The sequence below is a fragment of the Butyricicoccus pullicaecorum DSM 23266 genome, from assembly GCF_900167005.1.
In the GTDB taxonomy this organism is placed as follows: Bacteria; Bacillota; Clostridia; order Oscillospirales; family Butyricicoccaceae; genus Butyricicoccus; species Butyricicoccus pullicaecorum.
In genome coordinates, this window is record NZ_FUXW01000004.1 from 20,869 (window position 1) to 41,547 (window position 20,679).

A 20,679-nucleotide genomic window follows, 5' to 3' on the forward strand; every position below is an offset into this window, starting at 1 on the left:
AGTAGGGATAAGAGATGAAACAAAAATGCAATCGACTGCGGGGATGGCTGGCGTGCATGCTGGCCAGTCTGATGCTGGTTCTTGGTCTCACCCCAACGGCGTACGCGCTGGACATTGAGGCCGCTTCGGCCTTCGTCATGGATGCACAGACAGGGGAATGTCTGTACGAATACAAGGGTGATGTCGCTCGCGTACCCGCCAGCATGACCAAGGTGCTGACCGCGTACATTGTCTATCAGGAGTTGGAAAAAGGCACGCTGACTTGGGATACCCCGGTCAAAATCAGCCACAATGTCGCGGTCAAGTCCCGTGACAGCAGCTATCCAATGGCTGTTCCGCTGACCGAAGGCCAGACCTACTCGGTCGACACACTCATGCACCTGATTATGATCCCCTCGGCCAGCGCTTCCTGCATCGCGATGGCCGAGCACATCAGCGGCAGCGAAACGGCATTTGTGGAACGCATGAATCAGACCGCTGACGCGCTCGGATTGAATGCAACCTATTATAACTGCCACGGTGCGCGCGTCAACTACATCACTGCTCGCTCTCAGGCTATGCTCACCCGCCGCTTCATTCAGGACTACCCGGATATCCTGCGCATCACCTCCAAGAGCGGCGTTTCCTTTAATGGTCGCTGGTACAACAACACCAACCACATGCTCAACACCATGGCACCTTATGAGGGTCTGGACGGATTTAAGACCGGTACGATCTCGGAAGCTGGTTACTGTGTCACTACGACTGCCGAACGCAACGGCCGTCGTGTTATCTCGGTTGTCATGAAGTCCACCAGCGATGCGCAGCGTTTTGCGGATTCCCGCCAACTGCTTGACCTCGGTTTCTCGGAAATCGCCAAGCGTGATGCGTCCCGTCAGACCACCACGCTGCAAATTGTTCAGCAGCCGAATGTCGTCAACCCCTTCCAGAAATTCCAAGTCAGCGCACAGATCGGCGGCGTCTCGGTAAACTACGTTGCCGGTGCACAGTGGTACGTCAACGGTGAGGCGGTCGCGGACTACGGAAACAGCTATTTCCAGGTTACGAACGGCAAGACCAGCGTGCTGGACTACACGCTTGATCGACTGGACACGCAGTCACTCAACGTGCAGCTCTGTCTGACCATGGCCGACGGCACCGTGCGCACGGCGCAGACTACACTGCCGGTTGCATCGGTCGATCTCGCGCTCGACGCTTCGCTTAATCTGGAACGCGCAGACGTCTATCCGGGTAAGACGGTCACCATCACGGCAGATGTGACCAGCCCGGCAGCTCTGCCCAAGGTCACCGTACCGGTACAGTGGGAACTCGACGGTAATGTCATCCCCAACGCACCCCAGACGGTCACGCTGGAAAACGGTCACGGACAGGTCTCTCTGGATTGGACCGCGCCCGACGACGGCAAGTACGATCTGACCGTCTCCATCGGCAATGCGGACGAAGTTGAACTCGAATGCGAGCTGCGTGCCGCTTAAACTTAACCCCATACGCGCAAAAGGGACAGTCAAAAGACTGTCCCTTTGCTTTTACAGATTCTGTTCGATCCAGTCCAGAATCTGCTCGATATTCTTTTTGCCAAATGTGATTTGGCTGTCATTGAGCACCATACACGGCACGCTCATGACCTGATACTGCTTTTGCAGATCAGGGAAATGATTGAGATCGTACACCTCGGCGGTGACCTGTGCGTTTTCTGCCGCAATTCGCTGTGCCGCCGTGACCAGTTCCGGGCACTTGGTGCACGAGAGCGAGACCAGCACCTTGAGCAAGATCGGCTGATGCAGACTCTGAATGCGTGCGGCAACCGACGGCTCGATGCTCTGTCCCGGTCCTGCCGCATTGTACAGTCCGAGCACGAACGAAGTAAATTCATGTCCGCCCGGAATGCCATGGAAGGCCAATCCGGTATAGCTTCCATCTGCACGGCAGACACGGACACACGGACGGTCAGCAACTTCCGCGCCCGCGTAGGTCACGGTCAGCTTGTCGGTCAGACGGCTCAGCTCGGTCATGTAGGCTTCCAGCTCCCGTCCGGCTGCGTTGTCGTCGATTGCAAGCTGCAAGCACAGAGAGCTCTGCATGCGGTCAAACACCGACTGCAACTGCGCCAGCAGATCGGGTGTAAACAGTTCGCTCTGCACATCGGCGTGCACCGCCTGCGGTTCGGGCTGCTTGGCCACTGCCTGCGGCAGTTCGGGACGCAGACCGGTCTCGGCCTGCATCTGCGCAGCGTAGCGCTCCAGCTCGGTTGCCGCCAGTGCGCCATCACCTACCGCTGTCACGACCTGACGCAGCGACTTGACGCACACGTCACCGGCAGCATATACGCCGGGAACGCTGGTCTGCTGGCTGCGGTCGGTCACCACATAGCCCTGCTCATTCAGCTCGGCAATGCCGCGCAGCAGGTCGGTCTCAGGCTCATATCCGGCAAAGACAAACACGCCGAACGTATCACCATCGGCTGCCCGATACTCTCCAACCTCACCGGTCTGCGAGTTGCGATACCGCAGGTAACGCAGTGCCGTATCGCCTTCCACCTTCTCAACCTGGGTATGGGTCAAGACGGTAATCTTCTCATGCTCACGCGCAGCGTTAGCCGCTGCCGGTGCGCAGGAAAAATCCGCACCGCGCATCATAATCGTGACATGACGCGCATATTTGGTGAGAAATACGCTCTCCTCGGCTGCTGCGAAACCGCCGCCCACGACGAACACATCCTTGCCGGCGAAAAACTCACCGTCACAGGTCGCACAATACGCCACGCCGTGACCTCGAAACTCTTCTTCGCCTTCAAAGCCGATCATGCGAGGATGGGCACCGGTGGCAAGCAGGATGCCAAAGCATCGCAGCTCGCCCCGATTGGTATAAACGGTCTTGATTTGCCCCTGTACATCCAGACGCTCAGCCTCGGCTAGCAGGAACTCTGCGCCGAACTGCTCGGCTTGACGCTGCATGACAGCCGTCAGCGCCGCACCGCTGGTGCGCTCGATGCCCGGGTAGTTGACCACCTCTGCCGTAATGGTAATCTGTCCGCCAAAGTGCTCCTTTTCCAGCACCAGCACACGATACCGTGCCCGCGCCAGATAAATGGCTGCGGTCAGGCCGGCAGGCCCGCCTCCGATGACGACAACATCATAGAGATTATCGCTCATCCGGCTCATCCCTTACAGCTGGCCGACCAGATCCAGGCTGGGCTTAAGGGTCTCTGCGCCCGGCTTCCACTTTGCAGGGCATACCTCGTCGCCGTGCTCGGCAACAAACTGGCTCGCCTGTACGCGGCGCAGCAGCTCGTCTGCGTTGCGGCCAACATTGCCCGCGATGACCTCGTAAGCTACGATACGGCCTTCCGGATTTACGATAAAGGTGCCGCGCTCTGCAACGCCGCTCTCGTCGATGTAAACCTCAAAGTCCTTGGCCAGTGCGTGGGTCGGGTCTGCCAGCATGGGGAACTGGATCTTCTTGATGCGGTCGGATGCGTCATGCCATGCCTTATGTACAAAGTGGGTATCGCACGAAACGGTGTATACTTCACAGTTAATCTTCTGGAACTCGGCATACAGATTTGCCAGATCCTCCAGCTCGGTCGGGCAGACAAAGGTGAAATCAGCCGGGTAGAAGAAGAATACACTCCACTTTCCTACCACATCTGCCTTGGAAACGGTCTGAAAGGCTCCGTTCTGGTAAGCCTGTACCTGAAAATCGCGAACTTCTTTCTGAATCATAGACATAATTGTCATGCCTCCTTATATTTTGAATTTGATTTGGTTAGTTCTGACCAACTTCGAGAATAGTATACGATATCAATTATCATTTGTCAAGCACTGTTTCCATTTATTTTTTCAAAAATTTCCAATGCCATTTGGCTTGCAATCTTCCCCCTGCAAAACAGCTTGCATTTTTCTCCCAAATATAGTAAGATATGGTTAGTTATAGCTAACTAACCATCAGAAAGGAGGAGCGATATGCTAACAGAATATCTTGCGCAGCACCCGGCGCAGGCCGATGCCGTATGGCATACCGTTATGCCCGGCGTCTGTGTATACCGCTTCTCCATCCGCGAACCGCTCATCCTATCTTCACCGCATTTGGATGCGCTGCATTTTGAAACGCTCTACTGTGATCAGGGTACTCTGACCCTGGAGCAGATAGGAAATCAGGCACGCACGGTCGGTGCGCACGACGTTTTGCTGGTCTCGGACACGGACAACCTATGTCGTCTGTGCATTCCCTCCTCTTTGAGCGGGATTCTGGTATCTGTCGATGCTGTTCAGGCACGCAGCAGTCTGCGCACGCTCTGTCATCTGATGGGTGATCTCACGCTCGATCTGCACACCGTTCGGCACCGTATGGCGCAGCAAAATGGCTGTGCCCTGCTGCGGCAATCGTCCTGGACGCATGCCATGTTCGCTACCCTGCTGCAGCTGCCCCAGGCCGAACACGCACGATACTGCGTCTGGAAATCGACCGAACTCTTATATCTGTTATGCACGCACAGCAACCTGCTCGAATCCGATTGCAGTCCGGTCATCCCCGACAGTCGGCTGGCGTACACCGTGCGCGATATCCGCGATTATATGGCGTGTCATCTGGACGAAAAATTGACCATCGCCAGCCTGTGCCGCCGCTTCGGCCTGTCCCCGACCGCCTTCAAAACCTGCTTCCGCCGCATGTATGGCCAGCCCATTCACAACTGGCTGCAGCAAAAGCGCATGGAACATGCCGGAACTCTTTTGCGTGCACAATCCATGACCGTTCTGCAAGTTGCGCAGTCGGTCGGATATGACGGGGTCAGTCAATTTAACGCCGCATTCAAGCGCCGCTACGGTCTTACGCCCACCCAATACAGAAAAATGTCCGATCCCGTCGATCGCCGCCCGATTCCGCAAGACGATCCTGCTGCAATCTGATATAATCTAAAGTCACAGAAGCCATCTGCCTAAAGGAGGGAATTCCTTTGAAACAGCATCGTTTTTGGGCTTGGGGTGCTGTGATCTGCATGATCATGGTCATGCTGACCGGCTACCACCGTAAATAACAGAAAGGAAGTACACCTGATGAATCTTTACACCAAACTCGCCTGCTTCGCCGGCGGCGCACTGTTCGGCTCGTTCGGCGTCAAGCTGCTGTCCAGCCAAGACGCAAAGAAGGCTTACATCCATGCAACCGCTGCCGGTCTGCGCATGAAAGACTGCGTAATGAAGACGGTCACCAATGCACAGGAGAATGCCGCAGACATTCTGGCCTCGGCCAAGGATATGAATGAAGCGCGTTCGGCTGCACAGTGCGAAGCCGCTGCCGCTGCCGAGATCAACGACAGCGAAATTTGATGCAAAACAGGGAGCCGTGCACGCGGCTCCTTTTTGCGCGAAGGAGTCACACATGAACGCAACAATTTTACACGAAAGCCGCGGACGCATCCGCCTGCGGCTCAAACAGAAGCAGATGAGTCTGCGTCAGGCCGATCTGCTGCAGGAATGGCTGGACCGGCAAACCTGGGTGCAGCAAGCGACCGTGCACGAACGCACCTGCTGTGTCATCGTGCGCTATCGCGGCACACGCGAGCAGGTCTTAGATGCCATCCGCCAATTCTCCTGGCAGCAAGCAGACCGCTCCATCACGCTCCCTGCACACAGCAGCCGACAGCTCAACCGCGATTTCGAAGAAAAACTGGTCGGCAAGGTGCTCTGTAAAGCTGCCTGTACGCTCTTCCTGCCCTCTCCCCTGCGTATCGCCCGCATCGTCTGGCAAATGATCCCCTTCCTGCGGCGCGGAATCGGCTGCATGCTGCGCAGACAGCTCAAAGTCGAGGTGCTGGACGCGCTCTCGATCGGCATTTCCGCTTTCCGCCGTGACTTTGGTACGGCTGGCGCTGTCATGTTCCTGCTTGAAGTCGGAGAACTGCTCGAAGAGTGGACGCGCAAGAAGTCGGTGGAGGATCTCGCACGCTGCATGGCGCTGGGCACCGACCGTGTCTGGCTGCACACACCGGACGGCGATATCCTGACCCCGATCGCACAGATCGTGCCCGGCGATCAGGTGGTCATCCGTGCCGGCGGCGTGATCCCGGTCGACGGTCTGGTGCTTGAGGGCGAGGCAACCGTCAATCAGGCCTCGCTGACCGGTGAATCCATCCCGGTCGCCAAGCATGCCGGCAGTCTGGTCTATGCCGGTACGGCAGTCGAAGAAGGCGAATGTCTGGTAGAAGTCCGGCAGGCTTCCGGACAGAGCCGCTACGATCAGATCGTATCCATGATCGAGCGCTCGGAACAGATGAAGTCAGCTGCCGAAAACAAGGCCGTCCACCTCTCCGACCGTCTGGTACCCTATACCTTTGCGGGCAGCCTGCTCAGTCTGGCACTGACCCGCAATCCCGCTCGCGCACTGTCGGTATTGATGGTCGACTTTTCCTGTGCCCTCAAGCTGGCTATGCCGCTGGCTGTCCTGTCCGCCATGCGCGAGGCTGGCAGCGAACACATCACGGTCAAGGGCGGTAAGTTTCTGGAAGCCGTCGCACAAGCCGACACCATCGTCTTTGACAAGACCGGTACCCTCACCCACGCCTGTCCGCAGGTCGCGCAGGTCATCCCCTTCGGCGGCACCGACGAGCAGGAAATGCTGCGTTTGGCTGCCTGTCTGGAGGAGCACTTTCCGCACTCCATGGCGAACGCCGTGGTCGAGGAGGCCAAACGCCGCGGTCTGACCCACGAGGAATTCCACTCCAAGGTCGAATATCTGGTCGCGCACGGCATTGTCAGCACGGTCAACGGCGAGCGTGTCCGCATCGGCAGCGCACACTTCATCTTTGAAGATGAGGGTTGTGTCATCCCGAAGGGCGAACAGGAACGCTTCGATGCCCTGCCTGCCGCCTACTCGCATCTATATCTGGCGGTCGGTCAGCAGCTCGCCGCTGTGATCTGTATCTCCGATCCGCTGCGTGCCGAGGCACGGGATGTTCTGTCCGCGCTGCGTGCGCTGGGCATCTCTCAAACGGTCATGTTGACCGGCGACAGCCGCCGCACAGCAGCTGCCATCGCAAGCGAAGTCGGTGTGGACACCTTCCGCGCCGAGGTGCTCCCGGCAGATAAAGCACAGTTTATCGCTGAACTGCGTGCCGCCGGTCACACCGTACTCATGGTCGGTGACGGCATCAACGACTCGCCGGCACTGTCCGAGGCCGATGCCGGTATCGCCATCCGCGACGGTGCAGCCATCGCCCGCGAGATCGCAGACATCACGCTGTCCGCAGAAAGTCTGTGGGAACTGGTGAAGCTCCGCCAGATCGCGGTCGGCCTGATGGCGCGCATTCGCTCCAACTATCGCTTTGTCATCGGATTCAACGGCACTCTGATCGCGCTTGGCGTTGCCGGTATCCTGTCCCCGGCTGCCTCGGCTGCGCTGCACAATCTATCGACGCTTGGCGTCAGCCTGCGCAGCATGCAGTCGCTGCCCAAGCCGAAAATCGTTCTGCCCGGTGCTGAAAACACCTGATTTTCACACAACAAAAAAGCCCTGAAGCATCATGCCTCAGGGCTTTCGTTCATTTTTGATCAAATGGCGTCAATTTCGACCTGCGAAACGCTCTCGATGCTGGAAATCTGACGCAGCAATTCGGATGTGCTCACGTCGCGCTGTTTCCATCCCAGATACAGCTCAAACCGCACCTTCATCCACTGTGCATCATACGAACGGCAGGAAAAATTGCTGATGTTGGCTTCTTCCAGCTCCAGCAGTTTACAGAGTTCTTCCAAACTGCATCCCTGTTCACTGCACAGGAGCGAGATCTCGTAACGCGGCATTTTGAACATGCGCAGCGAGATCATAGAAACCAGAAATCCACCAATCGCAATGGCATACTGTCCGGCACCCATGGACAGTCCCAAGCAGGCAACCACCCACAGGGTCGCCGCTGTGGTCAGGCCACGTACCGAACGGCCTTCTTTCATGATCGTACCGGCTCCCAGAAAACCGATGCCCGAAATAACCTGTGCGCCCAGGCGTGCCGGGTCGGAATTTGCCGTGCCGACAAACACGCCTGCGGTCTGTCCGCCGAGCAGCATGACAACCGCCGCACCGATCGCGACCAGCATGTGGGTGCGGATGCCCGCGGGATGGTGTCTGCGTGCGCGCTCCCAGCCGATTCCACCGCCAATGCACATCGCAAGGATCAAACGCAGCGCAATTTCCAGGTAGATCAACATGGCAAGCCCTCCTTTATTGACTCGTTATGCCGTCCAGATTGGATTGGTGAGCGCAATGCGCTGCTCCTCCCGTCCAAAATAACGGCCGATCAGGTCGGCGCGCAGCCAACCCTTTTGTGTCCGTACCGTGACCGTCTGTTCTGCGCACACCGGCAGTGTCTCGATGACTTCACCATTCTGTACCAGCACAATTTTCTCGGGAATGATGGCGGTACGATCCCAGTCATGCGGCATGGTCTGATCATCCATGCACAGTTTGAGCGTCACATTTCCCGACTCGGTCTGCTGTCCCGGATAAACCGGTCCCTGTGCGGTCTCCGCCTGCATGGTCAGGAGCGGTCCGGCCGCCAAACAGATGCGGCTGTCCCGGATTGCCTGCAAGACGTTCTGCTCATTGAGCTCGTCTTCAATGCCTACATAGGTATGCGCATACGAGCGGGTATCCTCTCGGTGCCAGTCGCGTCCGCTCGTCGCGGTGATGTGGCACCCACGGTTTAACAGCTGTTCCCACAGCTCGATTGCGCGCAGGCTCTGCACCTTGCAGGGCGCGTTATCTCGCGACCATACTTCCAAAAAGTCAACTGCCTGCCAATCGGCAATCTGGAACTCCCAATGGTAACCGGTATTGACCGGGTTGGACAGTGCAAACGGATGGGCAATGCCTACCAGACCGCAATGGTCGTGAATGCGCTTGATGGCCTCATCAATCATGTCCGGTGTGACGCCGCGCCAGTCGGTATATGTATATTCTCCCAGCACCAGCATATGTCCCCAGTAGGTCGTCCACTCGATGCCATGTACACCGGTCAGTCCGCTTTTTTCAATCGCCGCGTTAAACTCGGTCGCGCCCGACTTGGTATTGTGGTCGGTCAGCGCAACACCGGCAAAGCCGCGCGCCTTGGCAGCCTGTACCAGCTGTGTCGGGGTAAAATCACCGTCACTGTGCTCGGTATGAGTATGCAGTTCAACAGGATACCACTTCACGCGTCCTCACTCCCTTCTACACGCAGATAGCCCTCGCACACCTGAGACAGAATCTCATGGATGTGCAGCATGCCCGCCCAGGTGCCTTCCATCGCACACGGCGGTTCAAACCCGCGCGAAGCGTGTTTGGTGGTCAGAATATGCACCTGCTCGGTCTGCCACCGATGTGCATTACCCAGATATACGCCATCCCGCTCGAGCGACAGCGTGATCAGGTTCTTGATCGGGAAAAACTGCTCGGACTGCATGGGCTGAATGTCCCGCGGGTAACGGTCGTAGTAGCGCGTGAGTGCGCGCTCGACTGCCATCTCGCACCGCTCGGGCTGCTGCTCCGCACCCGGGGAAAACGTAAAGGTAATCAGCAGTCGTTTGATGTTTGATGGGCAGCAAAATGCAAACGGGATGTCCCGTCTGGTATCCTCCGGTGTCCAATTATAATGCCGTTCGTATAAAATCATCGGCGATCATAAACTCCCTTCTGAAAAATAAGCATCCGCAGCTGCACCCGGACAGCAGCGCAGCGCGCACGGTATCCGGTCATTCTGCGTCCCAAACGCATTTTCCAGCAGACCGGTTGTGTAAATCTGTGTTGCTCGGTTCCGTGCGTTCAGGTATTCCTGCGCGCGCAGGCACACTGCGTCGCAGGCACTGTTGAAGGTTCGGTCGGCATCGGCGCACATGACAAAGATCTCCGGGTCGCATGCATCGACCAGACTTTGCGGCATACCGTCCTTTTGTCCATGGTGGGTTAATTTGAGCACTTGGGCACGCGGGAAATCGTCCTTTGCGCAGCGTTCATCCCAACCGCTGCACAGGTCTCCGGTCAAAAAGGCTTTCCAGCCGTCCGCAGTCTGCAGACAGCATGCCAGACTGCACTGGTTTTCCGTGCTGTCAAACGCCCGCATCTGTGTGAGCTGACGTTCCGGGTCGGTCTCGGCACAAAATTCCGCAAACCGGCGGCGGCGTTCCTCCATACGGGTTTTATCCATGCCGAACAGGCGGATGGAAAGACCATCCCACAGCGGTTCAAAATCGTCGGTCGCTGTACGCTCGATCATGGTCGTTCCCTGTGCATGCAGGCAGGCAACGAGAGCCTCCCAATGGCGCAGGCCCTCGGTAAACAACCGCATGCTCAGGTCGTGATCACAGACCGGTTCCGCTGTCCGTACTGCCGCTGCCGGACTGTCTGCGTGCAGGCAGTTACACCAGAATGTATCCACCGGAAACTGTCGCGCAACCTCCAACAGACCGCTGACATGGTCGTTATGAACATGGGTGCAGATCATACAGTCGATGCGCTCGACCTGCTTCTCCTTTAAAAAGGTAACAGCCGGAATGGTGCCGGGCTGTGTGTAGGCCACATCATCCACGCCTGGGCCGCCATCAATCAGCAGACAATGTCCCCCATCCAGTACCACCATTGCCTCGCCATAGCCAACGCTCAAAAAATAAAGCTCCATGTTTTACCTCCCTGTCTATTGTTGCCAAAAACGGGCAGTTTGTCAACTGCCCGTTTTTGTTTATGTCTGCTTTTTTGTAACTTTGAATCGCTTATCGAATGGATGCGGTCTTTTCCTGGTTGCGCTCTGCGATAACCAGTGCGACACGCTCTTCCTCGGTGTGTACCGGAGGCGGCGTCATCAGGCTGACAATCACGCCAACGATCAGAGTAACGATGGTAACCGGCAGTGCGGGACCTGCGAAGATGCCGACCAGCCAGCTCTGGAACGGTGCGATGGTCAGATAGCATACACCGAACAGAATGCCGCTTGCCATGGTAGCAACGCCGCCCTGCCAGGTTGCACGCTTCCAGAAGCGACCAACCAGCAGTGCAACTGCCATACCAGGCGTGAACGAACCGATTACGTTATTGATGTAACCCATGATATCGCTTGCGAAGATGGTCATGCAGAATGCGCCAACCAGCATGATGACCAGGATGATACGCGAATACTTCGGGATCTCATCATCCTCGACCGGCTTCTTGAAGATCAGTGCGTAAACGTCGGTCAGGAAGGTGGTGACACCGGCGATGGCGTCGGAGTCTGCCGAAGACATGATTGCGGACAGGCCGGCGATCAGGCATACCAGACCGATTGCGGGCGGGAATACCGTGGTTGCCATGTACGCGAAGGTGAAATCAGGATTGTTCAGAACAGCTTCTGCACCGTTCTGGGTTGCGATGGTGAAACCGGACATACCAACGATTGCGGGCAGAATGGAGAAACAACCGACGACTGCTGCCGCGATCAGGATTGCCTTACGTGCGGTTGCCGGAGACTTTGCAGTGTAGACGCGCATGTGTGCGGTCGGGCCTGCCATTGCGCCGTAGTAAGAAGCCAGTGCAACGGCCAGTACGCCGAAGATGCCCTTTGCGCCCAGGCCGAATGCAGTCATTGCACCCGGGTTGCCAGCTGCTTCATAGGTTGCGCGGATGGTCTCATAGCCGCCTGCGGCCGGGATTGCGAGAATCGCAATCAGAACGAAACCGCCGAACAGCAAGATTGCCTGAATGGCGTCCGTCCATACAACTGCCATATAACCGCCAACGAAGACATATACGCCAAATGCCAAAACCGTAATGATCTTCGCCGGGATCATATCCATACCGATGAGGTATGCCAGATAGTTTGCACCGCCGTTGATGGCGCTGCCGACCCAGACAATGGAGACGATGAAAATAACAACCGACATGAACTTTCTCATATACGGGCTGCCGTCATAGTAGAACTGAAGCTCCTCACACAGGGTACGGAACTTAAACTTACGCACATGCGAAAAACAGAATGCAACCGTGATCAGACCGATTGCGTTTGCCAGCGGGTAAACCGCACCCAGCCAGCCATCGCGGAAACCGTTTGCGGTCGCACCAACCGAGGTACCGGTGCCAACTGCTGTTGCTGCCGCCGTGCAGATCAGCAGAAGCAGACCGACATTTCGTCCGCCCATGAGGTAATCCTCACCCTTTGTGCTGCCCTTGCGGCTGGTCAGGTAAGCAATGAGTATCATCAAAGCGATGTACACAAAGAATCCCACCACAAACAGCGCGACATACTTGTTTGAGATCATGCTTTTTTCCTCACTTTCTTCCAAAAGTTTCTCTCTGCTCCTAATAGTTGTATAGACCTCTTAATCATTTTATACCACTTCACAGATAAGTTGTAAAGACCTCTTTCGTATTTTCATTGTTTATTCCAGATACACACCGCATTTTTTGTATAATATGACAATATATGACTATATTTTTACACCTTACCCCCTTGAAAATTTACTTTAACCGACATATAATGAACTAAGTTTTACTCCCTTTCGCATCCTCATATCGCGATCCATCTCAAGGAGGGCCACATTCATGAAATCCAAATCTTCTGCTTTATGTGCAAAAGAGGCTTTTTTGGCGCTCTATCATGCAGGAGAATTTTTACCCGGGCACAAGCTGCCCTCGGAACTGCAAATGGCACAGCGTCTGGGGGTCAGCCGCGAAACCTGGCGCAAGGCACTCGGTCTGCTGCGCAGCGACGGCCTGATCGTCTCCCGCCACGGTTCGGGCACCTACCTGCTCGATCGTCCCCGCCGCATTTCAAACGATCTGTCTCAGCTGCAAAGTATGGGTGCTATGATTGAAAATGCCGGTATTGTGGAAGAAAAATCCGATATTACCTGCTCGATTGCACCGGCTCCGGCCGATGTGTCCGAGTTTTTCAACACGCCCGCGAATGAACCCTTCTTCATCCTGCAGCGCGTGCGTCACGCCGAAGTCGGCATTATTTCGGCCAGCTTGGGTTATCTGCCCTGCCAATACACCGATCAGATTGACCCCGCGCATCCGCCGCGCTCGCTGTTCTCCTATCTCGAGGACACCTGCGGCATGTCGATCAGCCGTGCGTTCACCGAGCTCTTTATTCCGCCCGAGGACGATCCGCTGCGCGCGCTGCTCCATCTGCCCACGCACTATGATGCCTTCGGATTCCGCCAGTTTCATTACGATTCGCGCGGCAATCCCCTGCTCTACTCGCTCGACTACTTACGCGCTGACTTGTTCCACTTCACGATCATGCGCACCCGTCCATAACAACAAAAAGGTAGACCATCTGGACTTGTTCCAGCTGTCTACCTTTTTTCTTTTGCGATTTTATATTACGGTCTGTCGCCTTGTTGTCTGCGCCGGTAAGCCGAGATACTGTCCACAAAGGCTTGACCGTATCGCTTGGCTTTGTGCGCCGCAACTCCCGGAATGTCCCCCAGTTCATCCACCGTGCGCGGCATGCGCTTGCACATCTCACGCAGTACCGTCGTGGGAAAAATCGAGAAAGACGGTACACCGGCACGCTTGGCCAATCGGTCACAGGTCTGCTCAAGCACTTTGAGCAAGCTCTCGTCGACCGGTCCCACGGCATCCCCCAGATGTACTGGCACCACGCGCACGCCCTTGGGTGATTTGACCGAAAACGGCAAGCGTTTTTTGATGATGTCGCCAGATTTTGCGCTCAGCTGCACAATCGGACGTTCCTCCGCACGGCAGGTCAGATAGCCCTGTGCAATGAGGCAGTCCAGAATGTAGCGGATATGGTACACCGACTCACCGCGCATGATGCCGAAGGTCGACAGGTTTTCCAGTCCGCTCTGCTGCACCCGCTCGGTCGTCTGACCCTGCAAAATCTCAATCAAAAACCGTTTTCCGACCGTCCGGCCGCGCTGATTGAGTCGAAAAACGCACGAGACGATCTTCTGTGCATCCACAGTTGCGTCCTTCCACGCCCAGTGCGTGCCGCAGTTGCCGCAGCCGCCACAGTAGGACGGAGAGGACTCGCCGAAATAGTGCAGCATGGTCTGCCGCAGGCAGTCGGTGGTCTGGCAGTACCAGCGCATTTTGCGCAAGCGGTCAAGATCACGCTGCAAGGCAGTCTGGCGTGCCTCCTCGTCCAGATCATCGGACAAATCCCGGCTGTTTTCGATCAGAAAGCGGCACAGGCGCACGTCCGACTCGCTGGCATACAGAATACAGTCGGCCATCTCCCCATCGCGTCCCGCGCGTCCGGCCTCCTGATAGTAGCTTTCCAAATCCTGCGGCATGTTGTAATGGATGACATAGGACACGTTGGGCTTGTCGATGCCCATGCCAAAGGCGTTGGTCGCCACCATGATGCGCTTGCGGTCATAGAGAAAATCTTCCTGCGCAGTTTGACGGGTTTCGGCATCCAGTCCGGCGTGATAGCGTGCCGCAGCAAAGCCCCGGCTGTGCAGAATGCCGTACACGTCATCAACCAGCTTTCTGGTCAGGCAATAGACGATGCCGCTCTGCTCTCTTCTTCCGGCCAGTTCCGCAATCAATGCCGACTTTTTATCGGCTGGATGGTGGACAAAAAAGCGCAGATTGGGACGGTCAAAGCCGGATACCAATAGAAACGGGTCTTGCAGACCGAGCAGCCGGATGATATCCCCACGCACTCGTTCGGTGGCCGTCGCCGTGAACGCACAAACCGGCGGGCGTTCGGGCAAAATCTGCAAAAATTCCGTGATGCGCAGATAGCTCGGGCGAAAATCCTGTCCCCACTGGGACACGCAATGCGCTTCGTCCACCGCAATCAGCGACAAGCGCACCCGCTGGCACAGAGCTTGCAAACTAGGTGTTTGCAGGCGTTCGGGTGCGACATAGAGCAGTTTATACTTGCCCTGTGCGGTCTCACGGAGAATGCGCGTGCGTTCTTCGACCGGCTGGGCACTGGTCAGACAGGCCGCCGGAATGCCTGCCTGACACAGGGTGCGCACTTGGTCACGCATGAGCGAAATCAAAGGCGAGATGACCAATGCAAGTCCGGGGCGCATGAGTGCCGGTATCTGATAACACACCGACTTGCCCGCACCGGTCGGCATGACACCCAGAACATCCTGTCCGGCCAGAATGCGCATAACCAAGGGTTTTTGATTGTCTCGAAAACTATCGTATCCAAAAAATTGTTTGAGCACAGCTTCCGGCTGCATCGGTCTTCCCTCCCTTCTCCGGTTGGTCAAAAAAATCAGCCGTCCGATCTCCGAACGGCTGGTTTTCATGCTTCGATTACAGCAGCGCGAGCATCGCGTCGACATCCTCGGCCTTGGTCGCCCACGAGGTGACAAAACGCACGACGTCATGGGTTGCGTCCCAGTTCTTGGTGAACTCGAATGCGGCTTCGGTGGTCAGCTCAAAGATCTGATCCTTGTCCAGCACGGCAAACACCTGGTTGGTCGTGGACGGATAGGCCAGCTCATAGCCCTTCGCGATCAGTCCATCACGCAGGCGTGCGGCCATGGCATTGGCGTGACGGCCGAGGGTGAAGTACAGATCACCGGTAAACAGACCCTCGAACTGCATGCCCAGCAGCCAGCCCTTAGCCAGCATTGCACCGCGGTTCTTAATCATGTAACGGAAATCAGGCTTAAGTGCGTCGTTGACCAGAACCAGTGCCTCGCCAAACAACGCACCGTTCTTGGTGCCGCCGATGTAGAATGCATCGCACAGGCGGTGCAGGTCGGCAGGGATAAGGTCGCAGTCCTCTGCGGTCATACCGCTGGCCAGACGCGCGCCGTCCAGATACAAGAGCAGGTTCTGACGGTCACAGACTGCGCGCAGTGCTTCCAGCTCGTGACGGGTGTAGACCGTACCAACTTCGGTGGACTGCGAAATGTAAACCATGCGCGGCTTGACCATGTGCTCGTCCGGGTGGCTGCGTACCACCGACAGCACGTCTGCCGGGGTCAGCTTGCCGTCCTCCTTGGGCACGGTCAGCACCTTGTGACCGGTGCTCTCAATCGCGCCGGTCTCGTGCACGTTGATGTGTCCGGTGTCTGCACAGATGACCGCCTCGTAGGGACGCAGCGCGGACGCAATCATGGTCAGGTTGGTCTGGGTGCCGCCCACCAGAAAATGTACATCGGCCGACGGACAGCCAAAACGCTCGCGAATCATAGCCGCTGCATGTGCGCAGTACTCGTCCATTCCGTATCCGATGACCGGAGTGAGGTTATTCTGCCGCATGGCCTCCAAAATCGTCGGATGTGCACCCTCACTGTAATCATTTCTAAAATTCAGCATCGTTCGTTTCTTCTCCTTCTATCAGCATCGCCGGATCACTCCAGCCAAATGTCCGAAAGTTCAGCTGTGCTTCCAGCAGGCTCAGGCCGTGATTGCAAGCGCTCGGTTCCCTCTCATCCTGCACCATTGCATCGGCCTGCCAGCCGCAAATCGGACACACAAAGCCCATTCCACCCTCGGGTACCGTGTCCATACCGCATACCGCGCACGGTGTCAGCGGCAGTCCGGTGATCGGGTCGCAGGCGGGCTCGTCCTCGTCGTGCTCCTCCGGCCACCGGGCTGCAAAGTCCGGTCGGTCATAGGGATCGAGGGTCTCTATCTGCTCCTCGATGGGTTCCCCATACCAATATTCCGGCCATTCTATTTCTTCATGCAAGTTCGATCACCACCGGACAGTGATCGCTGCCGAACACATCGGTCAAAATGCGTGCGTCCTTGACGCGGTCAATAAAGCGCTCGGACACCAAAAAGTAGTCAATACGCCAACCCGCGTTTTTCTCTCTCGCCTTGAAGCGATAGCTCCACCACGAGTACACACCCTCCACTTCGGGATAGAAATGGCGGAAGGTATCGACAAAGCCAGCGTCCAGCAGTTCGGTCATCTTGGCGCGTTCTTCATCGGTAAAACCAGCGTTCTTGCGGTTGGTCTTGGGATTTTTGAGGTCGATTTCCTTGTGCGCGACATTCATATCGCCGCAGACAATGACCGGCTTTTTCTGGTCAAGCGCCTGCAAATATGCGCGGAAGTCATCCTCCCAGGTCATGCGATAATCCAGACGTTTGAGGCCATCCTGCGAGTTCGGGACATACACGGTCACGAGGTAAAATTCCGGATATTCAGCCGTGATGACGCGGCCTTCATGGTCGTGCACATCGATGCCGATATCATAGGTGACCGCGAGCGGCTCGGTCTTGGAAAAAATCGCAGTACCCGAGTACCCCTTCTTATCTGCCGAGTTCCAATAATCATAATAACCCTCAACTTCGGGTGCCTGCTCGGGCTGGAGCTTGGTCTCCTGCAAGCACATCATATCGGGCTGCTCACGTTCAAGAAATTCAAAAAAGCCCTTGCCCACGCATGCACGCAGGCCGTTGACGTTCCAGGAAATCAGTTTCATTTTATTCTCCTTATGCGCGGTTCAAAATACCGCTATCCTTAATACGGCGGACAGCTTCCTCCATGCGTGCGGGCGGTACGACGAGTGCAAAGCGCACATAGCCCTCGCCCTGCTCGCCAAAACTCAGACCGGGTACGCAGATGACACCGGTCTTGTCCATCAGGTCGAGTACAAACTCTGCCGAAGTCGCATAGCCTTCCGGAATCTTGGCCCAGACGAACATACTGCCCTTGGAATCGGGTACGTCCCAACCGATGCTGCGCAGGCCGCCGCACAGTGCATCACGGCGTGCCTGATAGCCCGAGCGGTTGCGCTCGACAATATCCTGCGGGCCGTTCAGCGCGGCCACCGCACCAGCCTGTGCCGGGTAGAACATACCATAGTCAATCTGCGAGCGGAAATCATGGAAACGGCGGATGACGTCGCGATTGCCGACGGCAAACGAGACGCGCATGCCGGTCAGGTTGTAGGTCTTGGACAGCGAGTTGAACTCGATGCCGACATCCATCGCGCCCGGAATGGACAGGAAGGACAGTCCCTGACCGCCATCCATGACCAGATCGGAATATGCATTATCGTGCAGCACAATCAGGTCGTGCTTCTTGGCGTATTCGACCAGCTTGACATAGAAGTCACGGTCAGCCACGGCGGTGGTGGGGTTGTTCGGATAGGATACGACGATCATCTTGGCACGATCGGCCACCTCGTCCGGAATATCGGCAAAGTCCAGAATCCAACCCTTCTCTGCATAGAGCGGATACAGACCCAGTTCGGCACCGGTCATCATGGGACCAAAGGTAAAGATCGGGTAACCCGGATCGGGTGCGAGCACCAGATCGCCCGGGCCTGCAAACGGGAATGCAACATGCGCGATGCCCTCCTGCGAGCCCGAAACCGACATAATCTGGTCGGCATCCAGCTTGACATCGTACCGGCGTGCGTACCAATCCTGCACGGCCTGGATGAGCTCCGGGGTGTCGTTCATGGAGTACTTATAGTTCTCCGGATCGGTTGCCGCCTGTGCGACCGCCTGCATGACATGTGCATCGGGCTGAAAATCGGGGGTGCCGATGGACAGATTGATGACATCCACGCCGCGTGCGGCAAGCTCGCGCTTTTTGTCGTCAAGCTGGTTAAAAATATTCGATTCGGTATCTTGTCCGAATTTGATGTATCTCATGTATCAAACACTTCGCTTTCTAATGCAGTCATAGAAATTATAATACAGAATGCAGCTTGATGCAAACCGTATTCACATTTTTTGCCGAAAAATCGCACACAAAAAGAGCAGCCGGTCGAGCTGCTCTGTCTGGAACCGCGACATGGGTGGTCACGCAATATTTAATGTCGTTTTGCGGTCAGCTGTTCGGTGCGCACACGCAGCACAGCGGTCTTTCCCATCCAGTGGGGATCAAATTTCCAGTCCTGATCGCCCGCGACGTGCTGCATCAGGCAGCGCAAGCCAGCTTCCTTTTCCTCATCCGAGGTGACCAGCTCGCACCGTCCTGTGCCGATGACCGAGGCGTAGCGGTTGGTGTAGGTGCAGGCGTCGTCCGCCTCCCCTTCCAGCACATAACCGCAGTCCATTTCGAAACAGACACGCGCATCTTTACCCAGCAAATCGAGTTTGCGTCCAGACTGCGCGCTGTGCAGGTAAAATACCGGCTGTTCTTCGTTCCAAGTATAGCCGAAGTTCAGCGGTACGACATAGGGCACGCCGTCCTCGCCGTTCATAGCCAGTCGGCACACCTTGCAGGCGCGCAAAATCTTCTCGATGGCCGCGCGCTCTTTGACTTCTCGTTCCTTGCGTCTCATAAAGTCCTCTTTGTAGTTATCAGGTGTTGTGGTCGGAGACGTGGAACTGCTTGAGGTTGCCGATCTTGGCTGCACGCACATCCATTTCCTTGCAGACATCCTCGAGCGTTACGCCGCACTCATTCATCATCACCATCATGTGATAGAATACGTCGTTGATCTCACCAATCAGCTCGGTCTTATCGCCATTTTTGGCCGCGATAATGGTCTCGGCACACTCCTCGCCCACCTTCTTGAGAATCTTGTCCAGTCCCTTGTCAAACAAGTAGCAGGTATAAGATCCTTCCATCGGCTGCGCACGGCGCTGCGTAATGACCGCTTCCATTTGTTCAAATGCGTTCATTGATTCTCGTCCTTTCGCTCATCTTTTTCCCAAAGGGTCGTAAAAAAGCAGGTGCGGTTGCCGGTATGGCACACCGGGCCGCACGGTCTGCCCAGATAAATCAGGGTATCGTCGTCGCAGTCGGATAAAATGCGCTCGACGTAAATAAAATTGCCCGAGGTTTCGCCCTTGTTCCACAGTTTCTGGCGGGAACGGGAGAAAAACCAGGCTGTTCCGGTCTGCATGGTGCGCGCGAGTGCTTCTTCGTTGGCATAGCCCAGCATGAGCACCTCACTGTTTGCGCTGTCCTGACAGATGACCGGAATCAGCGGTGCTTTGACAAAAAATTTGCTTAAATCCATGATTGTTCCCTTCTTTGAATGCCGGAATCGGCACTGATCCTACACCCGGCGCACCGGAATGCCCCGGCCTGCCAGATGGTCTTTGACCTCAGAAATAGTCAGCTCGCCATAGTGGAACAGCGAAGCCGCCAGCGCCGCGTCCGCACTGGTCTGCTCGAACACGTCGCTGAAGTGGTCAAGCGTACCGCAGCCGCCCGATGCGATGACCGGGATGGGTGCCATTTTGCATACCAGATCGGTCAGCGTCAGGTCAAAGCCCGATTTCGTGCCGTCTCGATCCATTGAAGTCAGCAGAATTTCACCTGCGCCGCGCTCGTAAACCTCTCGCGCCCAAGCGACCGCGTCAATACCGGTTGGATTGCGTCCGCCTGCTGTGTAGACCTCGAAACCGCTCTCGGTCTGCCCGGAATGACGTGCGTCGATGGCCACGACCACGCACTGACTGCCGTATTTCTCGGCTGCGCCGTTGATGAGGTCGGGGTTTTTGACCGCCGCCGAGTTGACCGAAATCTTATCTGCGCCCGCGCGCAGGATCTCCTTAAAGTCCTCGACCGTGCGGATACCGCCGCCGACCGTGACCGGAACGAAGACCTCGCGGCAGGTGCGGCGCACCACGTCCGCGATGGTATCGCGGTTTTCATGCGTCGCGGTGATATCCAAAAAGACAATCTCGTCCGCGCCTGCCTTGGAATATGCCTTGGCAAGTTCGACCGGGTCACCTGCATCACGCAGACCGACAAAGTTCACGCCCTTGACCACGCGGCCGTCTTTGACATCCAGGCAGGGAATAATACGTTTTGCCAGCATG

General features: G+C 56.4%; 21 protein-coding genes. 5 read left to right on the forward strand and 16 right to left on the reverse strand.

The annotated features are described in order from the left end of the window. Positions 1–14 precede the first annotated feature (14 nt). Positions 15–1,475, forward strand: coding sequence for a D-alanyl-D-alanine carboxypeptidase family protein (locus B5D52_RS09145; RefSeq protein WP_016147071.1), 1,461 nt, complete (start codon positions 15–17; stop codon positions 1,473–1,475). Between the two features lie 51 nt (positions 1,476–1,526). Here B5D52_RS09145 and B5D52_RS09150 read toward each other — a convergent pair whose 3' ends face one another. Together B5D52_RS09150 and ahpC are read right to left on the reverse strand one after the other, a co-directional pair. Continuing rightward, positions 1,527–3,152: an FAD-dependent oxidoreductase gene (locus B5D52_RS09150; protein ID WP_016147072.1), complete on the reverse strand. Its 1,626-nt coding sequence runs from the start codon at positions 3,150–3,152 to the stop codon at positions 1,527–1,529. A gap of 12 nt (positions 3,153–3,164) precedes the next feature. After that, a complete protein-coding gene (gene ahpC / locus B5D52_RS09155) occupies positions 3,165–3,728 on the reverse strand; it encodes an alkyl hydroperoxide reductase subunit C (RefSeq protein ID WP_016147073.1) in 564 nt (187 codons plus the stop codon). A 234-nt stretch (positions 3,729–3,962) separates the two neighbouring features. Here ahpC and B5D52_RS09160 point away from each other — a divergent pair, with 234 nt between their 5' ends. The 3 genes from B5D52_RS09160 (at position 3,963) to B5D52_RS09170 (ending at position 7,488) form a co-directional block, all read left to right on the forward strand. After that, on the forward strand, positions 3,963–4,907 hold the full coding sequence (locus B5D52_RS09160; RefSeq protein WP_016147074.1) for a helix-turn-helix transcriptional regulator: 945 nt from the start codon (positions 3,963–3,965) through the stop codon (positions 4,905–4,907). Positions 4,908–5,054: 147 nt separating this feature from the next. Continuing rightward, positions 5,055–5,327 carry a DUF6110 family protein gene (locus B5D52_RS09165; RefSeq protein WP_016147075.1) on the forward strand — a complete coding sequence of 91 codons (273 nt, stop codon included), beginning with the start codon at positions 5,055–5,057 and terminating at the stop codon, positions 5,325–5,327. A 52-nt stretch (positions 5,328–5,379) separates the two neighbouring features. Further along, on the forward strand, positions 5,380–7,488 hold the full coding sequence (locus B5D52_RS09170) for a heavy metal translocating P-type ATPase (protein WP_016147076.1): 2,109 nt from the start codon (positions 5,380–5,382) through the stop codon (positions 7,486–7,488). 59 nt (positions 7,489–7,547) lie between these two features. Here B5D52_RS09170 and B5D52_RS09175 read toward each other — a convergent pair whose 3' ends face one another. The 5 genes from B5D52_RS09175 to B5D52_RS09195 form a co-directional block, all read right to left on the reverse strand. After that, positions 7,548–8,198, reverse strand: coding sequence for an MgtC/SapB family protein (locus B5D52_RS09175; protein WP_016147077.1), 651 nt, complete (start codon positions 8,196–8,198; stop codon positions 7,548–7,550). A gap of 24 nt (positions 8,199–8,222) precedes the next feature. After that, complete coding sequence (locus B5D52_RS09180; RefSeq protein ID WP_016147078.1) at positions 8,223–9,182, reverse strand: CehA/McbA family metallohydrolase; 960 nt, start codon at positions 9,180–9,182, stop codon at positions 8,223–8,225. Next, positions 9,179–9,640, reverse strand: coding sequence for a hypothetical protein (locus B5D52_RS09185; protein ID WP_016147079.1), 462 nt, complete (start codon positions 9,638–9,640; stop codon positions 9,179–9,181). The genes B5D52_RS09180 and B5D52_RS09185 overlap by 4 nt, the downstream gene beginning before the upstream one ends. Positions 9,641–9,646: 6 nt before the next feature. Continuing rightward, positions 9,647–10,642, reverse strand: a complete 996-nt coding sequence (locus tag B5D52_RS09190; protein WP_016147080.1) for a ComEC/Rec2 family competence protein — start codon at positions 10,640–10,642, stop codon at positions 9,647–9,649. A 91-nt stretch (positions 10,643–10,733) separates the two neighbouring features. Further along, the gene (locus tag B5D52_RS09195; protein WP_016147081.1) at positions 10,734–12,251 is read right to left on the reverse strand and encodes a sodium:solute symporter family protein; all 1,518 of its coding nucleotides are present in this window, start codon (positions 12,249–12,251) and stop codon (positions 10,734–10,736) included. Between the two features lie 283 nt (positions 12,252–12,534). On the opposite strand from B5D52_RS09195, the gene B5D52_RS09200 reads away from it, so the two are divergent. Continuing rightward, entirely contained in the window at positions 12,535–13,254 is a 720-nt protein-coding gene (locus tag B5D52_RS09200; RefSeq protein ID WP_016147082.1) for a GntR family transcriptional regulator, read from the forward strand. 65 nt (positions 13,255–13,319) lie between these two features. Here the strand turns inward: B5D52_RS09200 and recQ are convergent, their stop codons facing one another. The 9 genes from recQ to hisF all read right to left on the reverse strand — a co-directional run bounded on the left by recQ (position 13,320) and on the right by hisF (position 20,678). Beyond that, entirely contained in the window at positions 13,320–15,164 is a 1,845-nt protein-coding gene (gene recQ / locus B5D52_RS09205) for a DNA helicase RecQ (protein ID WP_016147083.1), read from the reverse strand. A 76-nt stretch (positions 15,165–15,240) separates the two neighbouring features. Next, positions 15,241–16,254: a threonine aldolase family protein gene (locus B5D52_RS09210; RefSeq protein WP_016147084.1), complete on the reverse strand. Its 1,014-nt coding sequence runs from the start codon at positions 16,252–16,254 to the stop codon at positions 15,241–15,243. Next, complete coding sequence (locus tag B5D52_RS09215) at positions 16,241–16,630, reverse strand: CPCC family cysteine-rich protein (RefSeq protein ID WP_016147085.1); 390 nt, start codon at positions 16,628–16,630, stop codon at positions 16,241–16,243. The genes B5D52_RS09210 and B5D52_RS09215 overlap by 14 nt, the downstream gene beginning before the upstream one ends. Further along, complete coding sequence (locus B5D52_RS09220; RefSeq protein WP_016147086.1) at positions 16,623–17,372, reverse strand: exodeoxyribonuclease III; 750 nt, start codon at positions 17,370–17,372, stop codon at positions 16,623–16,625. Before B5D52_RS09220 ends, B5D52_RS09215 begins: the two co-directional genes overlap by 8 nt. Before the next feature lie 10 nt (positions 17,373–17,382). Continuing rightward, the gene (locus tag B5D52_RS09225; RefSeq protein ID WP_016147087.1) at positions 17,383–18,552 is read right to left on the reverse strand and encodes an aminotransferase class I/II-fold pyridoxal phosphate-dependent enzyme; all 1,170 of its coding nucleotides are present in this window, start codon (positions 18,550–18,552) and stop codon (positions 17,383–17,385) included. A gap of 161 nt (positions 18,553–18,713) precedes the next feature. Further along, complete coding sequence (locus tag B5D52_RS09230; RefSeq protein WP_016147088.1) at positions 18,714–19,187, reverse strand: pyridoxamine 5'-phosphate oxidase family protein; 474 nt, start codon at positions 19,185–19,187, stop codon at positions 18,714–18,716. 19 nt (positions 19,188–19,206) lie between these two features. Continuing rightward, the gene (gene hisE / locus B5D52_RS09235) at positions 19,207–19,530 is read right to left on the reverse strand and encodes a phosphoribosyl-ATP diphosphatase (protein ID WP_016147089.1); all 324 of its coding nucleotides are present in this window, start codon (positions 19,528–19,530) and stop codon (positions 19,207–19,209) included. Then, a complete protein-coding gene (gene hisI, locus B5D52_RS09240; protein ID WP_016147090.1) occupies positions 19,527–19,871 on the reverse strand; it encodes a phosphoribosyl-AMP cyclohydrolase in 345 nt (114 codons plus the stop codon). The genes hisE and hisI overlap by 4 nt, the downstream gene beginning before the upstream one ends. A 39-nt stretch (positions 19,872–19,910) precedes the next feature. Further along, on the reverse strand, positions 19,911–20,678 hold the full coding sequence (hisF, locus tag B5D52_RS09245; protein WP_016147091.1) for an imidazole glycerol phosphate synthase subunit HisF: 768 nt from the start codon (positions 20,676–20,678) through the stop codon (positions 19,911–19,913). Between the last annotated feature and the right edge of the window lies 1 nt (position 20,679).